The organism is Haliovirga abyssi (assembly GCF_030295325.1).
Lineage (GTDB): Bacteria > Fusobacteriota > Fusobacteriia > Fusobacteriales > Haliovirgaceae > Haliovirga > Haliovirga abyssi.
The window spans coordinates 281,532-299,910 of sequence record NZ_AP027059.1 but is presented as its reverse complement, the minus strand read 5'-3'; the positions used below and the strand labels follow the sequence as shown (position 1 = coordinate 299,910).

Genomic DNA, 18,379 nt, shown 5'->3' with positions numbered 1-18,379 from the left:
AGAACATTATTTTTTTAATCGTTCTTTAACACCACAATATATTATACTCTATTTTTCTATTTTTCCTTTTTTTTATTTTAAGATTATAACTATAAAAATAAGTTTCTAAAATCCTCATACTACATATAGGTATATATAATTTTTAACTACTATATATAGTAGTATTTAAAAAACTAAATCTTTTTTAGGCATCAAACATTTTATTTATAATCTCTTCTACAATCAAATGGTTATATTCCCCTCTTCTAAATTGATGAATCTTATTTTTTATTTCTGTCTCGCTTTTATTTTTTAATATAGCTCTAAACTTTTCTGGAAATTCTATAAAATAGTTATTAGTAATTTTTTTACTCTCATCTAATTTTATTAAAGTTGGAATTTTAGCATATCCTGTTATTTTTTTTAATTCATCTTCATTGTCTTTTCTAGGAAAAATATATAAATTAATTTTAACATACTTTTTCATTTCATTTAAAACTGCCATTACTTCTCTACTGTCAGGACAATAAGTTTCTGCAAAAACTAATATATTTTTTTCAGATTTTATCTCCTTTAACTTTTCTATGATTTTTTCTTCTAACTTTATAAAATTACTAACTTTTATCTGTTTTTCTTTATACTCTTCAAGAGATGAATTTAAATATCCCTCGTAATCCATTCCATTTTTTATTTCCATATACTATACACCTTCCTATTTTTTAATTATAATAAATTTTAAAGAATTTTAAAAAAATTTAAAAAAACAATAAAACCGTTTTTAAAACATTCATAAAATAAAATCATTTATATTTTATTATACTTTGTTTTTTTATAAAAATCAATATTTTGTTTAGAATTTAATCATTTCAAAAAAAATAATAACCAAATTATATATTTTTATAAATTTTATTTGTTTTTTTGGTAAATATAAGGTAAAATTTCAAAGAGGTGATTATTATGATAGAAATTCATGAATTAGAAAATGAAATAAAAAAAATAAAAGAGAAAAATATAAAACTAATGGAAAATCAAGTTAAATTAGGAGATATTACAAATAACTATATGATGCTTTATTACTTAAATAAAACTATACACGAATCCAAAACTTCTAAAATGCTTTGGAAAAATTATCTTACTAATATAACTTCTGGTGGATTTAATTATGAAAATGCTTTTATAATATTACCAGACGATGAAAATAATTTTAATATAAAACTATTTTTAAATGAATTTGGAGAATTAAAAAAGGAGACTTTTTCTCTTACTGAAGCTGGTGGATTTGTTAATACAGCTGTTTATTCTAAGGCTTCTACAAATTCTGTATCAAATACTTCAACTGCAATACCAATTTTAAACAACAATAATAAAATAACTGCTATTCTAGTAGCAGATAAAAGTTGCGGAATATCTTTTGAAGATATTCAGCTATTAGAGATATATGCTCAACAAACTGTATCTACAATAGAAAATATACTTTTAAATGAAAAATTAATTGAACATCAAAAAATGTTAGGAGAAAAAGTTGATCAATTTATTATGCTACACTATGTTACAAAAGAAATTCATGACTCTACAAGATATTTTGAAGTATTGACAAAATATCTTGTAGCTTTATCCTCGCCAATGGGGTTTAATTTTACAAATGCCTGCATATATATAATAGAATCTCCAATAAAAAAAGTTACTTTTGAAAATGAAAAATTGGTATTTAAAAATCTTCAAACTTTAGATGATATATTAGTAGAAAACAGTAAAAAGGAAAATTATTGGAAATTATCAAAAAATGAAACCTCTTTAGCATTACCTCTTTTTTCTAATAGAAAATTAAATGCAATAATAAAAATAGAATCAGATAAAAAATTTACTCAAGAAGATATTCAATTATTAGAAATTTTTGCTATGCAAACTGCATCAGTTTTAGAAAATACAAAATTAAATTTCAACTTAGAAAAAGAAGTTAAAAAACGTACTTTAGATTTACAAAAAGCATATGATGAATTAAAAAAATTAGATTTTGCAAAAGATGAATTTTTGGCTATTGTTTCTCATGAATTAAGAACACCTTTAACATCTATTATGGCTTACTTAGAAACTCTTAGTTATGGTGGAGTCGACCCTGAAACTACTGAAGAGTTTATAAATATTATTTATTCTGAATCTAAACGTTTAAAAATAATTGTAGATGATATATTAGATCTCTCAAAATTAGAAGCTGGAAAAATGACATTTGATTTAACCCCTACTAATTTAAATGAGTTATTAAATAAATCTATAAAAGAATTTTCTGAAAAAGCTAAAGAAAAATCTATAGATGTTGAATTTATTGCAGAAGAGTTACCTTTTATAGATTTAGATTATAATAGAATGTTACAAGTTATTTCAAATATAATTTCTAATTCTATAAAATTTACTCCTAATTTTGGAACTATAAAAGTTTCAACTTATAGTAAAGATAGCAAAATAGGATTTAAAATAAAAGATAGTGGTATAGGAATTAACAAAAATAATAAAAATAAAATTTTTTCAAAATTTGAACAAATAGAAAATACAGACAATCATTCTAAAGGTACAGGCCTTGGTATGCCAATTTCAAAAATGTTGGTAGAACAATTAAATGGTAACATATGGTTTGAAAGCGAAGTTAATAAAGGTACTACATTTTATGTAGAATTCCCTATTAATTCTGATTAATTTAAAAATTTTTAAAAAGTAAAACTACATTATAAAACTATAATGTAGTTTTTTTATTTACCCTATTCAAAATCCATCCCAATATCAATATTTTTAGCATTATAAATTATACTTCCTGTAGATATTACATCTACTCCTGATTTTGCTATATCTTCTATATTATCTATATTGATATTACCAGAAGCTTCTATTATAGCTTTATCTCCTATTAATTCTGCGTACTCTTTTAACTCTTTTCCTCTTATATTATCTAACATTATAATATCTACTTTCATATTTAAAGCCTCTAATAACTGCTCTCTACTTTCAACTTCCACTTCAATTTTCACAGTATGTCCAACATTAGATTTTATATTTTCAACTGCCTTTGTTATAGTTCCTGCTGCCGCAATATGATTGTCTTTTATCATTACAGCGTCATATAATCCAAATCTATGATTTATTCCGCCACCAATTTTTACTCCATATTTTTCAAAATACCTAAATAAAGGTGTAGTTTTTCTTGTATCTGCTAATTTAACATTATATTGCTTTATCTTATCTACATATCTTTTAGTATTTGTAGCAATTCCTGATACTCTCTGCATTATATTTAATGCTATTCTTTCTCCTGTTAATATAGCTTTTGTTTTCCCTTCTACTTTTGCAACTATTTCATTAGGATTTGCAATCTCTCCATCTTTTTTATAAATTTCAAATTTTATATTTTCATCAATTAGTTCAAATACTCTTTTAGCAAATTCTAATCCTCCAACCACAGCTTCTTCTCTATAATTTATATTTCCAATTGATATATCCTCATCACTAAAAATATTATCTGTTGTAATATCGCCTAATATTCCCAAATCTTCTTCTAATGCCATTTTTATAAATTTATCTAAATATATATTCATTTATCCCTCCTAATTTTTAAACTGCTTATCATACAGTTCTTTATACATACCTCTTTTTTCTAATAACTTTTTATGAGTCCCAACCTCTTGTATCTCACCATTTTTCATAACTACAATTTTATCTGCATTTATAATTGTAGATAATCTATGTGCTATTACAAATGTTGTTCTATTTTTCATTAATTTATCCAAAGCATCCTGCACTAATCTTTCAGACTCTGTATCTAATGCAGATGTAGCCTCATCCAATATTAATATTTTAGGATTTTTTAATATAGCTCTCGCTATTGCTATCCTCTGTTTTTGACCACCAGATAATAAAACTCCTCTTTCTCCAACCTCTGTATCAAAGCCATTTGGCAACTTTTCTATAAATTCAATTGCATTAGCACTTTCTGCAGCTTTTTTTACCTCTTTAAATGTTGCATCTCGTTTCCCATACATTATATTTTCTCTTATTGTCCCACTAAATAAAAATGTCTCTTGTGGCACTATTCCTATATTTTTTCTTAAAAATTTTATCTCTAAATTTTTAATATTTTCTCCATCAACTAATATTTCTCCCTTTTCAACTTCATAAAATCTTGGTATCAAATTAACTAATGTTGTCTTTCCACTTCCACTTTGACCAACTAACGCCACTACCTCACCAGGATTTCCTGATATATTTACATTTTTTAATACATACTCTCTATCATACTTAAAATATATATCTTTTATATCCACTTTACCAATTATTTCTTCTTTAGTTATTGGAGTCTCTATCTCTCTTATTTCAGGAATTTCATCTAATATCTCAAAAACCCTCTCTACTGATGAAAGATTTGTTGTCATTTTATTTATATTTGAAGTCAAAACTCTAAGTGGATCAGATAACAAAGCTAAAGCTGTTAAAAAAGCTAAAAATTGCCCTGAATCAACTTCTCCTTTTATAACTTGTACCCCTCCAATCATTAAAATTATTACTAAAGATACTGCATTAAAAAAATCAACAACTGGTGTAACCTTCGAAGATATTTTCACATTTTTTATATTAGCATTAAAATTTTCATCATTTATTTTTCTAAACTTTTCTATCTCATAATCCTCATTTGCAAATGCCTTTACAACTCTTATTCCAGATAAATTCTCCTGTATAACTGTAGTTATTATACCTATTTTTTTTTGTATCTCTCCTCCAGTTTTATATAATTTTTTAGTAAAAGTTCTAACTATTTTACTTAAAAGTGGAATAAATATAAGAGATATTATTGATAATTTCCAACTCATTTGAAATATTGCTATGACAGCTATTAGTATTGTAAATAGTTTTACTATACTTGAAAAAGCTAATACAATAAACGCTTTAAATTTTTCAGTATCATTATAAAATCTAGCCATTAACTCTCCAACTTCTGTTTTTGCAAAATATCCCATTGATAATTTTTGCAAATGTTCAAACAGTTCCTGTCTTACATTAAAAGTTATTTTATTAGAAATATATGCTGAAACATATGCTTGGTAATAAAATACAAAACCTTTTAATATAAATATCAAAATTATTGCTATATTTATCATAATTAACATATTATAATTTTTTTTCATTAAAACATCATTTACAACTTGTTTTATTATAAAAATAGGTGAAGCTGCTGTTGCTGCTGCTAATGATGCTAAAACTATTGATAAAATCGATAACCCTAAATATGGTTTTATATATTTTAATGCTCTTTTTACTCTTAAATCTATTTTTAATTTCATTGCTTTTTTTCCTCCCAGTATAAACTTTCTTTATGCTCACAAGGTTTTGTTATGTCAATTTCATCTGGATTAAAATGATGTGGTCTCTGTTCCTCTTTTGGAGGCAATTTCATATAATCTCCAAACTCTATTTTTAAATATTTATCATAATTATTAGGAACAAAAAAATTAAATTTTTCATACTCTAATTCTTTTAAAGGAAATATATCCTCTTTTTTAAATTTTTCACTAAAATTTTTATGCAAACTAAAACTATAGATATGTTTTTTTGTTAATTTATACATATTCAATATCTTTTCTTCTAATATATCCAATTCTATAAAAATTGTTATAAATTTTGATAATAGTTTTCTAATATTCCCTTTTACAATTCTTATAACTCTTCTGTGATTTAATTTTTCATATTTCAATCTTTTTTTTCTTGAGGATATTAAAAGTCTATATAATCTTTTTTGTATAAATCTTAAAAAATTTGATTCTGGTAATTTATATAAAGGAAATATATCAATAAATATCCCATTATGAAATTTATAGCTTTTATTATTATTAGAATTACTATATCTATCCCTTATTTTTATTAATTCGACATCTAAAAAATCTTTATCACTCTTTAAAGTTTGTAAAAAAAGGTCTTCTGGTAACTCTTTTTTTAATATATTTATTAATTTTTTATAATCTTTATATAAAATAGTCACATCTATATCATCATCCCAAGGAATAAACCCTTTATGTCTAACTGCTCCTAATAAATTCCCAAAATCAAGCCAATATTTTATTCCATTTCTTTTACATATATCATCAAATATTTTAAGTATTCTAAGTTCTATTAATTGTACTTGCCTCAATTTAGATAGTTCTATATACTTTTCTCGTTCATCTGGAAAAATTTCATTATAATTTATACTCATATTTTCTCCTTATCTTTCCAATTTAGTGATTCTATATGATTACATGCTTCAAATATTACTACTTCATCTAATTTCATATGTCTTTCACCCCTCTCATTTTCAGGTGGTAACTTCATATAATCTCCAAATGCTGTTTTTAAATATTCATCATAATCATTCACACTTCTAAATTTATATCCCTCATATTCTATTTCTTTTAATGGAAAAATCGAATCTTTTGAAAAATAATAATCTACCTCTTTTGAGCTACTATGTAGAGCGTGTCTATACATATAATTTTTTGTCAATTTATACATATTTAATATTTTTTCATCTAATTTCTCAAATGATATAAAATTAGTTATAAATTTAGATATTCCTCTTCTCACTTTTAATTTTAATTTATTCCCCTTTTCAATTCTACAAGATATTAAATTCCTATATAAACTAATCTGTAATTTTTGCAAAATTTTATTTGAAGGTACTTTATATACTGGAAATACCTCAATAAAAATACCATTATGTATTTTAGGTGATTTATCATCTATATTCAAATTACTATATCTATCTCTTAATTTTATTCCTTCAATATTATCATAATTTTTATCTGTTTTAGGAGTTTGAAAAAAAATATCTTTTGGAAGCTTTTTAGGAAAAATTTCTATCATTTTTTGATAATTTTCTAAAGTCATTCCAATATCTATATCATCATCCCACGGTATAAACCCTTTGTGCCTTACTGCCCCTAAAAGATTTCCCCAATCTCTCCAATACTCTATATTATTTTTTTTACATATATAATCGAATATCTTAAATATTCTAAGTTCTATCAATTGTATCTGCCTTAATTTAGACATCTCAATATATTTTTTTCTCTCATCTGGAAAAAGTTCATCTATTTTCACTATCTATAAACTCCTTTATCCTCATATAATCTTCTATATAATCAACTTCTGCCCAAAATATATTTTTTATCTCTTTTACATATATCTTCATATTACTATTTAATTCATATAATACATTCTCCCACCACAAGCTATGTTTTCCATCTTTTATCATATTATCTAATTTATTTTTTATAATATTAATATCTTTATTTAATATTTTAGCAACTCCAATATATTCTCCAGTTGTTTCATTTAATTTTAACTCTTTTCCATACTTATACAATATCCCATTTTCATAAAATAGCTTGTAATCAGCTTCCTCTTTTCTACTTCCATCTGCATATAATACAGGACTTAACTCCTCTTTTTTAATTTCATCTAAAAAATGTTCTTCAAAAAATACATCTCCATTCATAAACATTATATCTTTATCAGTTTCTAATTCTTTTTTTGCAAACCATAAAGAAGCTATACTATTAGTTACATCATAAAAATAATTATAATAAAATTTTACTTTATATCCTTTTAACACTTTTTCTATCTCTTTTCCATTATAACCTAATATAATCGTTATATCATATATCCCTTTATTATTTAAATTCTTTACTGTATTTTCAATTAAAGGAAGATTATCTTTTATTTCCAATGTACATTTTGGTTTTTCTCCTATATGTCTACTAATTCTACTTCCCTTACCTGCTGCCATTATTATAACCTTCATTTTATTCCCCTTTCAAAATCTCTTTTAAAGCATCTACCAATTTTTCATTATCATCTATTGTTAAATCTCCTAAATGTCCTACTCTAAATAGCTTTTCTTTTAAATCTCCTCCACTTGGTAAAACTGTCATCTCATAATCATATCTTAATTTTTCATATATTTCATTAGCTTTCATAGTTTTTGGAACTATTGCTGTAACTGCATTTGACATAGTTTCTGCAAATAGTTCTAATGGCAATTTTTTTATTCTATTTCTAAAATCTTCAGCTAAATTTTTTCTAATACCTATCTCTTTTTCTACACCTACCTCTTCTATCTCTTTTAATCTCTCATATAATTGATATATAATCCCAACTGCTGGAGTAAATGGAGTTTGTCCTCTCTCCATATTCATTAAATAATCTTTCAAATCAAAATACAAAGATTTTACACTATTTTTAATTATAATATCATTTACTTTTTTATTAATTATCAAAAATGATAATCCTGGAGGTAATGCTAAAGCTTTTTGACTACTTAATATAGTTACATCAATTCCCCATTCATCCATTTTATATTCATCTGCTAAAAATGAACTAATCGCATCAGCAACCAATAAAATATTCTCTTTTTTACAAAATTCTCCTACCATTTTCATATCATATAATACGCCAGTTGAAGTTTCGTGCACATTAATTAATAACCCTGTATATCCTTTATTACTATATTTATCCAATTCCTCTTTTTTTAAACTTTCACCTTTTTTTAATTTTATCACATTATAATTAATGTTATGGATTTTACATATTTTTTCAAATCTATCTCCGAAACTTCCGCCATTTACAATTAATACTTTGTCATTTTCAGTAAATATGTTAATAATAGAGGCTTCCATAGCTCCACTTCCAGAAGCTGTTAATGTAATAACTTTTGAATTTTGATTAGTATATAAAAATTTCTTTAATTTATTCTCTATCTCCAACATAACTTCTGAAAATTCTTTTGTTCTAAAATATGGTATTCCTGCTCCACCAATATCTTTTATTTTAGAACTCATTTCAACTGGTCCAACTGTAAATAATAATGTTTTATCCATTTCTATCTCCTTTTTTTAATTAACTTTTCTAAAAAAACTTATTATTTCATTTAAAATCTCACTATCTAACTTTTCAAAAGCTTTTATAACTATACTTTTTCCTGTTGTTACAGGCCCATATCTATCAAATGTTTTATTATAAAATAGTGCAATTATATTTTTGTTTAATGCTGAAGCAATATGTAGGGCTCCTGTATCTGGAGTAATAAACCATTCGCTTTTTTCTATATAATAAGCAAGCTCATCTATTGATTTTGGATTTATTTTTATAACACCTTTTAGATTTTTTATATTATTTACTTTATCTATTTCATTAGGTCCATATATTATTGCTACTTTATCCTCTTTTTTTAATATTTCTTCTACCAATTCATTAATAAGATTTGCTTTTAAAGATTTCTCTCCACGTCCACCAATATGTATAACTATATTATAACTTTTTTTATCCAATTCTTTATCACTATAATAGTATTCCATCTTTGGAATTTCTCTATTTTCATTTATGAACCTTAATAAAAGCATTGCTAAATATTCATATTCATGTTTATTTTCTTTTAATAACTCGTCAAAATTTATTGAGAAATCTAAATATTTATCACTCAAATTATTTTCAAACCCTAGTTTTATTTTCCCTTTTGATATTAATGTTAGCATAGAATTATTAAAAGAAAAAGCATTTTTACAATCAATAACAATATCATATTCTACCTTTCTCATTTCCAAAATAAATTTTATAAATTTCCAAGGCTTTTTTATAAATTCTTTCTGATTATAAACAAGAGTTTTATTTACATTAGGATTACTATCTATAATTTTATAAAATCTTCCTCCAACTAAAACATCTGATTTTACATTATAGACTTCGAATATTAATTTTAATAATGGTGTTATAAATAACATGTTTCCTATTCTATTATCTTGCCTAACAACTAGTATTTTTGTTATCTTATTGTTAAAATTGCTTTTTTTTCTTTTGAAAAAAAATATTAATATTTCAAATAAAAGTTCTTTAATTTTTAGTTTTCTTTTCATATATTTCTCCTATTTAAATAAATTTAATTCTTTTATCATTTTATCAATTTCACTAATTACAAATTCAGGTTTTATCTCTTTAAAATATTCCATGCTATTTTTATCTCTATCTAAATTTTTAGTATACTCTTTATATTTTTCATTATCTAATCCTAAAGCATCTTGTAAATCAATAGCTCTAAATCTAGGATTATTATGTGGATTAAAGTCCCATTTATTTGCCGTTGGTGAAAAAATACAAAATGCAGGAGTATCTACCCCTTGTGCAAAATGTCTTGGACCATTATCATTTCCTATATATATGTCACTATTTTTAAGCAAACATAATAGCTCTCTTACATTTTCTGTTTCTATATTAGTAAATACATTTTTATTATTTTCTACTAATTTTTTAGCTGCCTCACAATAATCTTTTTCACTATTATATTTTTTATCATTTGGAGCATAAAATAATATTATTTGAGCATTATACTTTTTAATTAAATAATCCATAATTTTTGAAAAATATTCTACTGGCCAAATTCTATAATCTCTTCTACTGGTAATTCCCATTGATATTATAGGTCTATCTATATTAATTCCAAACTTTATCATCTTATTCTTTATCCTTATTACTTCATCATCCTTTAAATAAATTTTCAAATCATAATCATATTTTACTTCATCATCTAATGCTGTCAATAAAGATAGTCGCCCATCAATTGTATTACCTGCTCCAGTTATTTTTTTAGAGTTACTTTCATTTACTATTTTAGTATGAAATATTTCCCACCCTTTTCTATCAAATCCTATTTTCAATTTAGCTCCAGAAGCTAATGTTATTAATGTCCCTTCAAGTTTTCCTTGAATATTTAAAACAATATCATATTTCTCTTTTCTTATTTTTAATAATAATTTTAAAAATTCAATATAACTTTCTCTTTCTTTTTTAGTTATTTTTATAATCTTTGATATACTTGGATTATTATCTACAACTCCTGCTGTATAATCATATATTATGTAATCTATTTGTGCACTTGAATATGTTTTTTTCAAACTATTACAAACAGGTGTTGATAATAAAACATCTCCAATTTGTTTTAGTTGAATAACTAAAATTTTCATATTTTCTCCTCATCTAATATTAATTCTAATTTTTCTATAATTTTATTTTTATCATATTTTTCAATAATATTTTCATCTTTATTATCAGAAAAAATAGCATAATGTTTCTTAGAAAAAGTCTTTACTTTCTCATAATTTTTTAATACTCCAGAATAAATAACTATCATTGGTTTATCTAATGCTTCTGCTATATGTGTAAATGAAGTATCTGGCGTAATCAACAAATCTGCATATTCTATTCCTGCTACTGCATCTAATATAGATTCTGTTTCATACATTATTTTTATATTCTCAAAATTACTCTTTTTTATTTTTTCAATTAATTCCACTCTTTTTTCTGGAATAGAATTTAAAAAGAATATTGCATTTTTATATTTTTCTTTTACTTTTTCTACTATAAAACATACATCTTCAAATTTAATATTTCTTTTTTCTTCACTAGAAAACATATTAATAAAAATTTTTATTTTTCCAGAAAATTCTTTGAAAAATTTTTTAGCTTTTTCTTTTTCTTTTTCTGATATAAATATATCATATTTTAAATTATCAGTTTTAATTCCAAAAACTTCTAAAGAACTAATTTGTTGCTTAGAAAAATGTTTTTCTTTTCTATCCCCAAAAATATAATCATACATTTTTATATCTTCTGTTAATATATTATATTTATTTTCACTATTTTTTTGAAATACTCCACTAGCTCTATATTTTACATTTAAAAGTTTTATAAATGACATCTCTGTCATAGAAATTTTATTCCATAAGTTAATACATATGTCATATTTTTCATCTCTTATTTTTTTCAAAATCCTTAAATCTTTAAAATACCATTTTTTTGAATTTTTTATAAAGATTTTATCAACATATGGGTTATATTTTAAAACATCTTTATTCCTTTCACTACACAATACTCCAATCTTTTTTTCAGGATATATTTTTTTTAATTCTCTAAATACAGGAGTTGTCATTATCATATCTCCTATTGCATCATATGCAATAAATAAAATCTTATCTATTTTTTTTATATCTATTTTTTTATTTCTATTTCTCAATAAAAAATATCTAACTAATTTTTTTTTCATTTTCTGTCCTTTCATTATTAGAATATAAAAAATTAAATATTCCCAATCCTATAAAAAATCCTAAACTTGGATGGTAATCTCTATACCATATATTCCAAAAAATACCAACAATATAAAAACCTATTGTCATCCCTATAACTCCATAGAAAATCCCATCTAAGTCAAAACGTTTTCTAGCTTTATAATATCTAAAAAATTCTTTTGGTATTATATAAAAAATCAAAATCATATAAAGAAGTCCACCTAATCCATACTCTGCCAAAAATGATATATACATATTATGAGGATCTCCATTAAAGTGAAATATTTTAAATGACTTCTTTATTATATACTGTTTAAAAAAAGGCGTGCTATTATCATTATTAGATCCTGCTCCAAAAATTATATTATTTTCAAAAGTATATATTCCCGCCTTCCATAATTTCATTCTTGTGGTATTTGATGTGTCTGTTTTTATATTTCCAATAGATTCCGCTCTTCTAAGATATGTTTCTTTTCCAATAAATGCAATTATTAATATTATTACTATACTTAAAATAAAATAACGCTTTTTTTTATTAAAAAACATAATTGCTAGTTGTCCTAAAAACAATCCTACCCAAACAGCCCTAGTTTTCATATATAAAATATTAGTTATTCCTAATAAATAAAAACTTGAAAACAGTATAATTCTGTATCTATAAGAATAAGTTTTAGTTATTATCATTGCAAAAAACAGTATTAACATCTCCATTAAGGCAGGTCCATAATGTGTTAATTTTAGAAAGCTATCTATTCTCTTAGAAGGATATTTTAAATGTTCAAAAATCCCATTAAACGAAGATAATGATATTGATATACCTAAGAAAACTAAAAATCTAAAAAAAACTCTTTTATCTCTTATTGCCTCTCCAATTAACAGAATTACTATAAACCTACTTTGTCTATTTAAATGATAAATAAAACTATCTATTCCACCTACTGAAAATAGTGACCATATTGCCAATACTATATATGAAAATAAAAACCAATATAATATATTTTTATTACCTAAATTTATATCTTTTGGTGCTATAAATAATTTAACTATAGTACCAATAGCGATTATTCCTAATCCAATATTAAACCCTGCTGTTGAAACAAAAAAAGATAATGCTAAAATATATAATCCTACCTCTTGTAATATCTTAATTTTTTCTAATATTTTTTTTTTATTTATATTTAACATATCCTATATCTCCTGTAATATTTTTTTTATATTCTCTACAACTTTATCTGTTTCTAACTCGTTTATCTCATCCTTTGAATTAGAAGTAACTATTTTATAATTTGTTCCTTTAGGCCCCCAACATTTCATAGCATTTCCTTTTCTATATATTCCAACTAATGGTTTTTGGAGTGCTGAAGCGATATGTATAATTGAAGTATCTGGTGTTACAATTAAATCTACTTTTTTCATTATCTCAATTGCATTCATTATATTTTCACTCTCTATTAATTTTACTTTTTCATCTCCAATTTTGTCTATAACCCTCTTATTCAAACTTTTTTTATTACTTGGAGTAAGTAATAATATTTTTATATTTTTATTTAATTTTAAAATACCATATATAATTTCAAGCATATTATTTTCTGATAATGTTCTATGTTTGCTAGCTCCAAACCTATTTATACATATTGTTTTCTCGCCTACACTATTTTTTTTTATTAATTTTATTTTATCATTACTCCTATTTTCAAAAATATCATATTTATAACTTGATACTTCAAATCCTAAAAAATTCAAAACTTTTTTATATCTATTTGTTATATGTTCATTAAGTTCTTTTTCATCCAAAGATATATCAAATATTTTATAATCTTTTTTCATAAATCCTATATTTACTTTAGCCTGTATTTTATTCAATAAATAAATTGTTTTTTCGCTGATTCCATCTCCAAAATCAATTAACACATCATAATTAACTTTAGAAATATCTCCAGCAATTTTTTTTATATATTTATATTTTTTTTTATAAATATATATGTTATCTATATATGGATTGTTTTTTATTAAATCAAATGTATTTTCTCTAGTTATTACACCAATTGTTATATTTGGATTATTTTTTTTTATTTCTCTGTACATCATTGTACTTATTATCATATCTCCAATTTTTCCATCATGCCTCAAAAATAAAATTTTATTTTTTTTTATATTTTTCAAATCAGCTTTTACTTTTTTTTTATCAAATAAAAATTTAAATCCCTTAATTCTTTTATCTTTTATTTTATCTTTTAAATTCATATGAATTTTTCTCAATTTTTTATACATATAATATTACTCCTCATCAATAATCTTCTTTATTTTAATTACTATTTTTTCTAATTTAATTTTACTAAAACAATCATAATACTCACACTTCTCATTACATTTATATTTCTCTTTGCAATTCTCTTCCGGCTCTATATATTCTACTTTTCCATTTCCTAATACACCCCATCTAATTTTAGATTGTGCTTTTATTTTAGGATATATTGCTACTATATCTTTTCCCAAAATCCCTGCTATATGTGTAGGCCCAGTAGAACTCCCAATAAATATATCTCCTTTATTAATAATAGCAGCTAAATCTAATATTGACCTCTTCCCTATAAAATAATTCACATCAATAATCTTTTTTCTAAAATAATCTATTTTAGCCTTATCACCTATTCCACCTGTTACCACCACATTTATATCTAATTCCTGTTTTATTCTCTTAATTAGCTCTATATATTGTTCTATTGTCAAATTCTTTGCAGACCCTCCAGAAAACGGGTGTATCACTATAGTTTTTAATTTCTTATTGATTCTTTTTTCTACATAAAATTTCTCTGCTAATTTTTTATTGCTTTCTCCTAAATATATCTTACTCTCTCCATCTTTACTATTATAAAACAATTTCCCATCAACTCTTTTTATCAGATCCAAATTATATTCTGCCTCATTTTTTATAGATTTGGACCTCTTTTGAAATACCCCTTTATTATATGAAAAAAATGAATGTAATTTAGAATATGGACCTATTCTATATTTTGCTTTACTTTTTATAGACAATTTCCCAATAAATTTATTTGTAAAAAGTGCAATAAATATGTTTGCATTAAATTTTCTTATTTTTTTTATTAATTCTTTTTCACTATAATCATCTATTTTTATAACTTCATCAATATATGGCAAATTTTTTACTATATCATAATTGTAATTTCTAACTAAAATAGCTATTTTAGCATTTGGATACATATTTCTAATTTTAGAAAAAGAAGGAACAGATAAAACAAGATCCCCTATTTTATCTGTTCTTGATATTAATATATTTGGATTTTCTTTTTCTAATAAGTATAATTTTGAATATCTAACTATTCCATACATTCCACTTAAAATTGCTCTTAAAAAACCATAATATCCCTCTAATATCCCTTTTTTCCCAATATATATCTTCAAAAAATTTCTAATTGGTTCAAAAAATAGTCTTCCTAAATTAAATTTTCTACCTTTTTTTCTTAGTTCTAAAGCTGCTAAAGTAGTATATTTATTAAATTTCATAAAATATTCTTCTAAAGAAACATAAGTATAATGATTTATACTATTTTTTAACACTCCTATATTCTCTTTAGTTACAAATTCTTCATGAACTTCTTTTTCATTATATTTCCCACTATCTTTTTTTACCAATCTTATTACAGAATCTTTTTCATGAGTCTTTTTCCCAAACCACCATGATATACGAGGAATTTTATATACATTTTTTTCAATTTTATCGCTATTTATAATATTTAAAATCTCATCTCTTAAATTTTCTGTTATTTCTTCATCAGCATCAATTAATAATATCCAATCACCAGTACATTTTTCTAATGCACTATTTTTTTGTTTTCCAAAACCTTTCCAATCCTCTATATATACTTTAGCTCCATATTTTTTAGCAATTTCAACTGTTTTGTCACTACTATAACTATCAACTATAACAATTTCATCAACCCAATTATATACAGATTTCAATGTTTTTTCCAGTTTGTTTTCTTCATTATAAGTTATCATTGATACTGATATTTTCAATCTTTTTTCCTCCTAAACAGTGCCTTTTATTCCTAAAGAACGTTTAAAAAATAATGTTCTCATATTTTGTTATAAAAACGCTTAAATTATTGCGTATTTTAAAACAAAATGGGAATGTTATTTTTAAGCCATTCCTAAACAATTTTCATCTAAAATATTTTATCAATTATCTCTTTAGTATACATAAAAAAATCTTTCAAATGATTTTTTATTATATTATCTAAAATATCTATATCTATTTCTCTATACTCGTGAATAGCTATATAGCTATATCAATATCACTATTTTTATTAAAATTCCCTTTTACATAAGAACCAAACATATATATTAATTCTACTTCTAATTGATTAGTTAAATAATTTATAATTTTATTCTCTAATCTATCTATTTTCATTACATTCCTAACTCTTTTTTCATCTTTTCCAAATCACTCTCTACATTTCCGCTTGTTTCTAATTGTTTAAACTCTTCGTCCACATCTTCTTCTGCTAAAGAATTATTTATTTGTTCTAAAGCATCAGCTTCATTTATCATTTTATTAGCTTTTTCTTCCATTTTATTAAAACTGTCAAAAGCTCCTTCTCCAATTCCACCTATTTTAGCTTTTGTCTCAACTATTTTTTTCTTAGCCTTTGCAGTTTGAAGTCTCATTTTCAATAAATCTTTTTTCCGTTTTGCTTCTGAAATCTTATTTTCCATCATTTTTAAACTTCCAAGCAGTTCTTCTACATTTTTTTCTATACTATCTCTATCTCCAACTATAGCATTTAATTCTTGTTCATATCCTTGTTTTTTAGCCAAAGCTTTTTTAGCTAGTTCTTCATTTCCTTTTCCCAAAGCTAATTTAGCATTATTTGTCCATTTCTCCATCTCTTGCTTCAAATATGCTATTCTCTTATTTAATCCTATCTCTTCTGCTTTTGCTCTTGCAATGCTCTCTTTAGCTTTTGTATACTCTTTTTCCATATCTATTATATTTTGATCTAATATTTTTTCTGGATCTTCTACCTTGTCTAACATTGAATTAACGTTTGATTTAAACACATTTGAAATTCTATCAAATATTCCCATTTATAAATACCCCCTATTTTTTATATTCTTTTAATAAATTAAATATCTTTCCAAAACTCATATCAATTGTATCAAATACTTTTAGTAACTCGTTTTCATCTAAATTTTCAATTTCTAATGATTCGTTGATAACTAACCTTTGATTTCCTTTATCTGTAGAATCTATTGCAATTGATACAGGCAATATTTCTGTATTTAGGTCTAATAACTTTTTATAAAGTGCCACATCATTGTGCAGATCATCTACTCCAACCAAATCAACTTGAACAAATAAAGTTTCTCCCTCTTCTAACATTACTGCTTTTGCATCAAACTCCTTAAATTTCACAAAATAAATCCCCTCTTTTTTTTCCACTAAATATCCATTTTCCAACAACACTTCTTCTAAATTTTTTTCTTCTACTTTTCTAATCTTTACCATTGTGCACCCCCTGAATTAATTTTTTAACTTTTTTTCTATTTCTACCTAAAAAGTAAAGCCATTTTTTGTAAAATTCTGCTGCTTTATAATAAAAATTTTGAATATCAAACTTATAATATTTTTCTATCTCTCTCCTACTCTCTCTTAAATATATATATTCATACATTTTCCCAAATTTCCCATAAATATTTTTCTTTAACCCACAATCTATTGTATAAACTTCATCTCCTGAGAATACAAAATTTTGAACTTGAGAATCACCATGCAAATACCCTTTATTATGAATATCATCTAATATTTTAAATAATTTTTCATACTCTTCTCTGTTTGCACACTCTCTACCATCTATATATTCATAAATAACCCAAGAGTCAACAACCATTCCATACTCTTTTTTTTCTACACTTAAATAAGGCTTATTAGATTTTATTCCAATTTTTTCAGCTTTATTCATTATATAAAAATTTTTTAAAGCTTCTCCTTTTCTAAATAAAGTTAAAAACCTTATCCACTTCCTTCTATTTTTCTCTTTTGGCTGTTTAAATATTATATTTTTATCCTTTACTTTAACTACTCCAACAAAACTTCTGTCTGTATCTTTTAAAATTTCATCAAATTTTATCTCTTTTTTATCTATAATATTTTTTATAATTCCAATAATTTCTAATATATTTTCAAATTTTGCATCAAATCTCATATCCCAATTTTTATATTTTTCTTTTTTTAATTTTTTATACAT

18 protein-coding genes are annotated in these 18,379 nt (G+C 23.7%); 1 reads left to right on the top strand and 17 read right to left on the bottom strand.

The window, feature by feature from the left end; all coding sequences use genetic code 11:
* Window positions 1-184: 184 nt before the first annotated feature.
* Window positions 185-676 carry a thioredoxin family protein gene (locus RDY08_RS01380; protein WP_307904639.1) on the bottom strand — a complete coding sequence of 164 codons (492 nt, stop codon included), beginning with the start codon at window positions 674-676 and terminating at the stop codon, window positions 185-187.
* A 260-nt stretch (window positions 677-936) separates the two neighbouring features.
* Between RDY08_RS01380 and RDY08_RS01375 the strand changes: the two genes are divergently transcribed.
* A complete protein-coding gene (locus RDY08_RS01375; RefSeq protein WP_307904638.1) occupies window positions 937-2,670 on the top strand; it encodes a GAF domain-containing sensor histidine kinase in 1,734 nt (577 codons plus the stop codon).
* A 62-nt stretch (window positions 2,671-2,732) separates the two neighbouring features.
* On the opposite strand, the gene nadC is transcribed toward RDY08_RS01375, so the two are convergent.
* The 16 genes from nadC to RDY08_RS01295 all read right to left on the bottom strand — a co-directional run bounded on the left by nadC (window position 2,733) and on the right by RDY08_RS01295 (window position 18,379).
* The gene (nadC, locus tag RDY08_RS01370; protein ID WP_307904637.1) at window positions 2,733-3,563 is read right to left on the bottom strand and encodes a carboxylating nicotinate-nucleotide diphosphorylase; all 831 of its coding nucleotides are present in this window, start codon (window positions 3,561-3,563) and stop codon (window positions 2,733-2,735) included.
* Window positions 3,564-3,572: 9 nt separating this feature from the next.
* Entirely contained in the window at window positions 3,573-5,303 is a 1,731-nt protein-coding gene (locus RDY08_RS01365) for an ABC transporter ATP-binding protein (protein WP_307904636.1), read from the bottom strand.
* Window positions 5,300-6,211, bottom strand: a complete 912-nt coding sequence (locus tag RDY08_RS01360) for a LicD family protein (RefSeq protein WP_307904635.1) — start codon at window positions 6,209-6,211, stop codon at window positions 5,300-5,302. The genes RDY08_RS01365 and RDY08_RS01360 overlap by 4 nt, the downstream gene beginning before the upstream one ends.
* Window positions 6,208-7,095: a LicD family protein gene (locus RDY08_RS01355; RefSeq protein ID WP_307904634.1), complete on the bottom strand. Its 888-nt coding sequence runs from the start codon at window positions 7,093-7,095 to the stop codon at window positions 6,208-6,210. Before RDY08_RS01355 ends, RDY08_RS01360 begins: the two co-directional genes overlap by 4 nt.
* Entirely contained in the window at window positions 7,082-7,798 is a 717-nt protein-coding gene (locus tag RDY08_RS01350; RefSeq protein ID WP_307904633.1) for a phosphocholine cytidylyltransferase family protein, read from the bottom strand. The genes RDY08_RS01355 and RDY08_RS01350 overlap by 14 nt, the downstream gene beginning before the upstream one ends.
* 1 nt (window position 7,799) lies before the next feature.
* Complete coding sequence (locus RDY08_RS01345) at window positions 7,800-8,873, bottom strand: pyridoxal-phosphate-dependent aminotransferase family protein (RefSeq protein WP_307904632.1); 1,074 nt, start codon at window positions 8,871-8,873, stop codon at window positions 7,800-7,802.
* Between the two features lie 15 nt (window positions 8,874-8,888).
* The gene (locus tag RDY08_RS01340) at window positions 8,889-9,905 is read right to left on the bottom strand and encodes a glycosyltransferase family 9 protein (protein WP_307904631.1); all 1,017 of its coding nucleotides are present in this window, start codon (window positions 9,903-9,905) and stop codon (window positions 8,889-8,891) included.
* Between the two features lie 9 nt (window positions 9,906-9,914).
* Window positions 9,915-11,009, bottom strand: coding sequence for a glycosyltransferase family 9 protein (locus RDY08_RS01335; protein WP_307904630.1), 1,095 nt, complete (start codon window positions 11,007-11,009; stop codon window positions 9,915-9,917).
* The gene (locus RDY08_RS01330) at window positions 11,006-12,088 is read right to left on the bottom strand and encodes a glycosyltransferase family 9 protein (protein ID WP_307904629.1); all 1,083 of its coding nucleotides are present in this window, start codon (window positions 12,086-12,088) and stop codon (window positions 11,006-11,008) included. The genes RDY08_RS01335 and RDY08_RS01330 overlap by 4 nt, the downstream gene beginning before the upstream one ends.
* On the bottom strand, window positions 12,069-13,295 hold the full coding sequence (locus tag RDY08_RS01325; RefSeq protein ID WP_307904628.1) for an O-antigen ligase family protein: 1,227 nt from the start codon (window positions 13,293-13,295) through the stop codon (window positions 12,069-12,071). Before RDY08_RS01325 ends, RDY08_RS01330 begins: the two co-directional genes overlap by 20 nt.
* A 3-nt stretch (window positions 13,296-13,298) precedes the next feature.
* Window positions 13,299-14,381 (bottom strand): glycosyltransferase family 9 protein, encoded by a 1,083-nt coding sequence (locus RDY08_RS01320; RefSeq protein WP_307904627.1) that lies wholly within the window; start codon window positions 14,379-14,381, stop codon window positions 13,299-13,301.
* 6 nt (window positions 14,382-14,387) lie between these two features.
* On the bottom strand, window positions 14,388-16,148 hold the full coding sequence (locus tag RDY08_RS01315; RefSeq protein ID WP_307904626.1) for a glycosyltransferase: 1,761 nt from the start codon (window positions 16,146-16,148) through the stop codon (window positions 14,388-14,390).
* Window positions 16,149-16,407: 259 nt separating this feature from the next.
* A complete protein-coding gene (locus RDY08_RS01310; protein WP_307904625.1) occupies window positions 16,408-16,542 on the bottom strand; it encodes a nucleotidyltransferase domain-containing protein in 135 nt (44 codons plus the stop codon).
* On the bottom strand, window positions 16,542-17,219 hold the full coding sequence (locus tag RDY08_RS01305) for a PspA/IM30 family protein (RefSeq protein ID WP_307904624.1): 678 nt from the start codon (window positions 17,217-17,219) through the stop codon (window positions 16,542-16,544). Before RDY08_RS01305 ends, RDY08_RS01310 begins: the two co-directional genes overlap by 1 nt.
* A gap of 13 nt (window positions 17,220-17,232) precedes the next feature.
* Window positions 17,233-17,640, bottom strand: coding sequence for a CesT family type III secretion system chaperone (locus RDY08_RS01300; RefSeq protein ID WP_307904623.1), 408 nt, complete (start codon window positions 17,638-17,640; stop codon window positions 17,233-17,235).
* Window positions 17,627-18,379, bottom strand: coding sequence for a protein kinase family protein (locus RDY08_RS01295; RefSeq protein ID WP_307904622.1), 753 nt, complete (start codon window positions 18,377-18,379; stop codon window positions 17,627-17,629). Before RDY08_RS01295 ends, RDY08_RS01300 begins: the two co-directional genes overlap by 14 nt.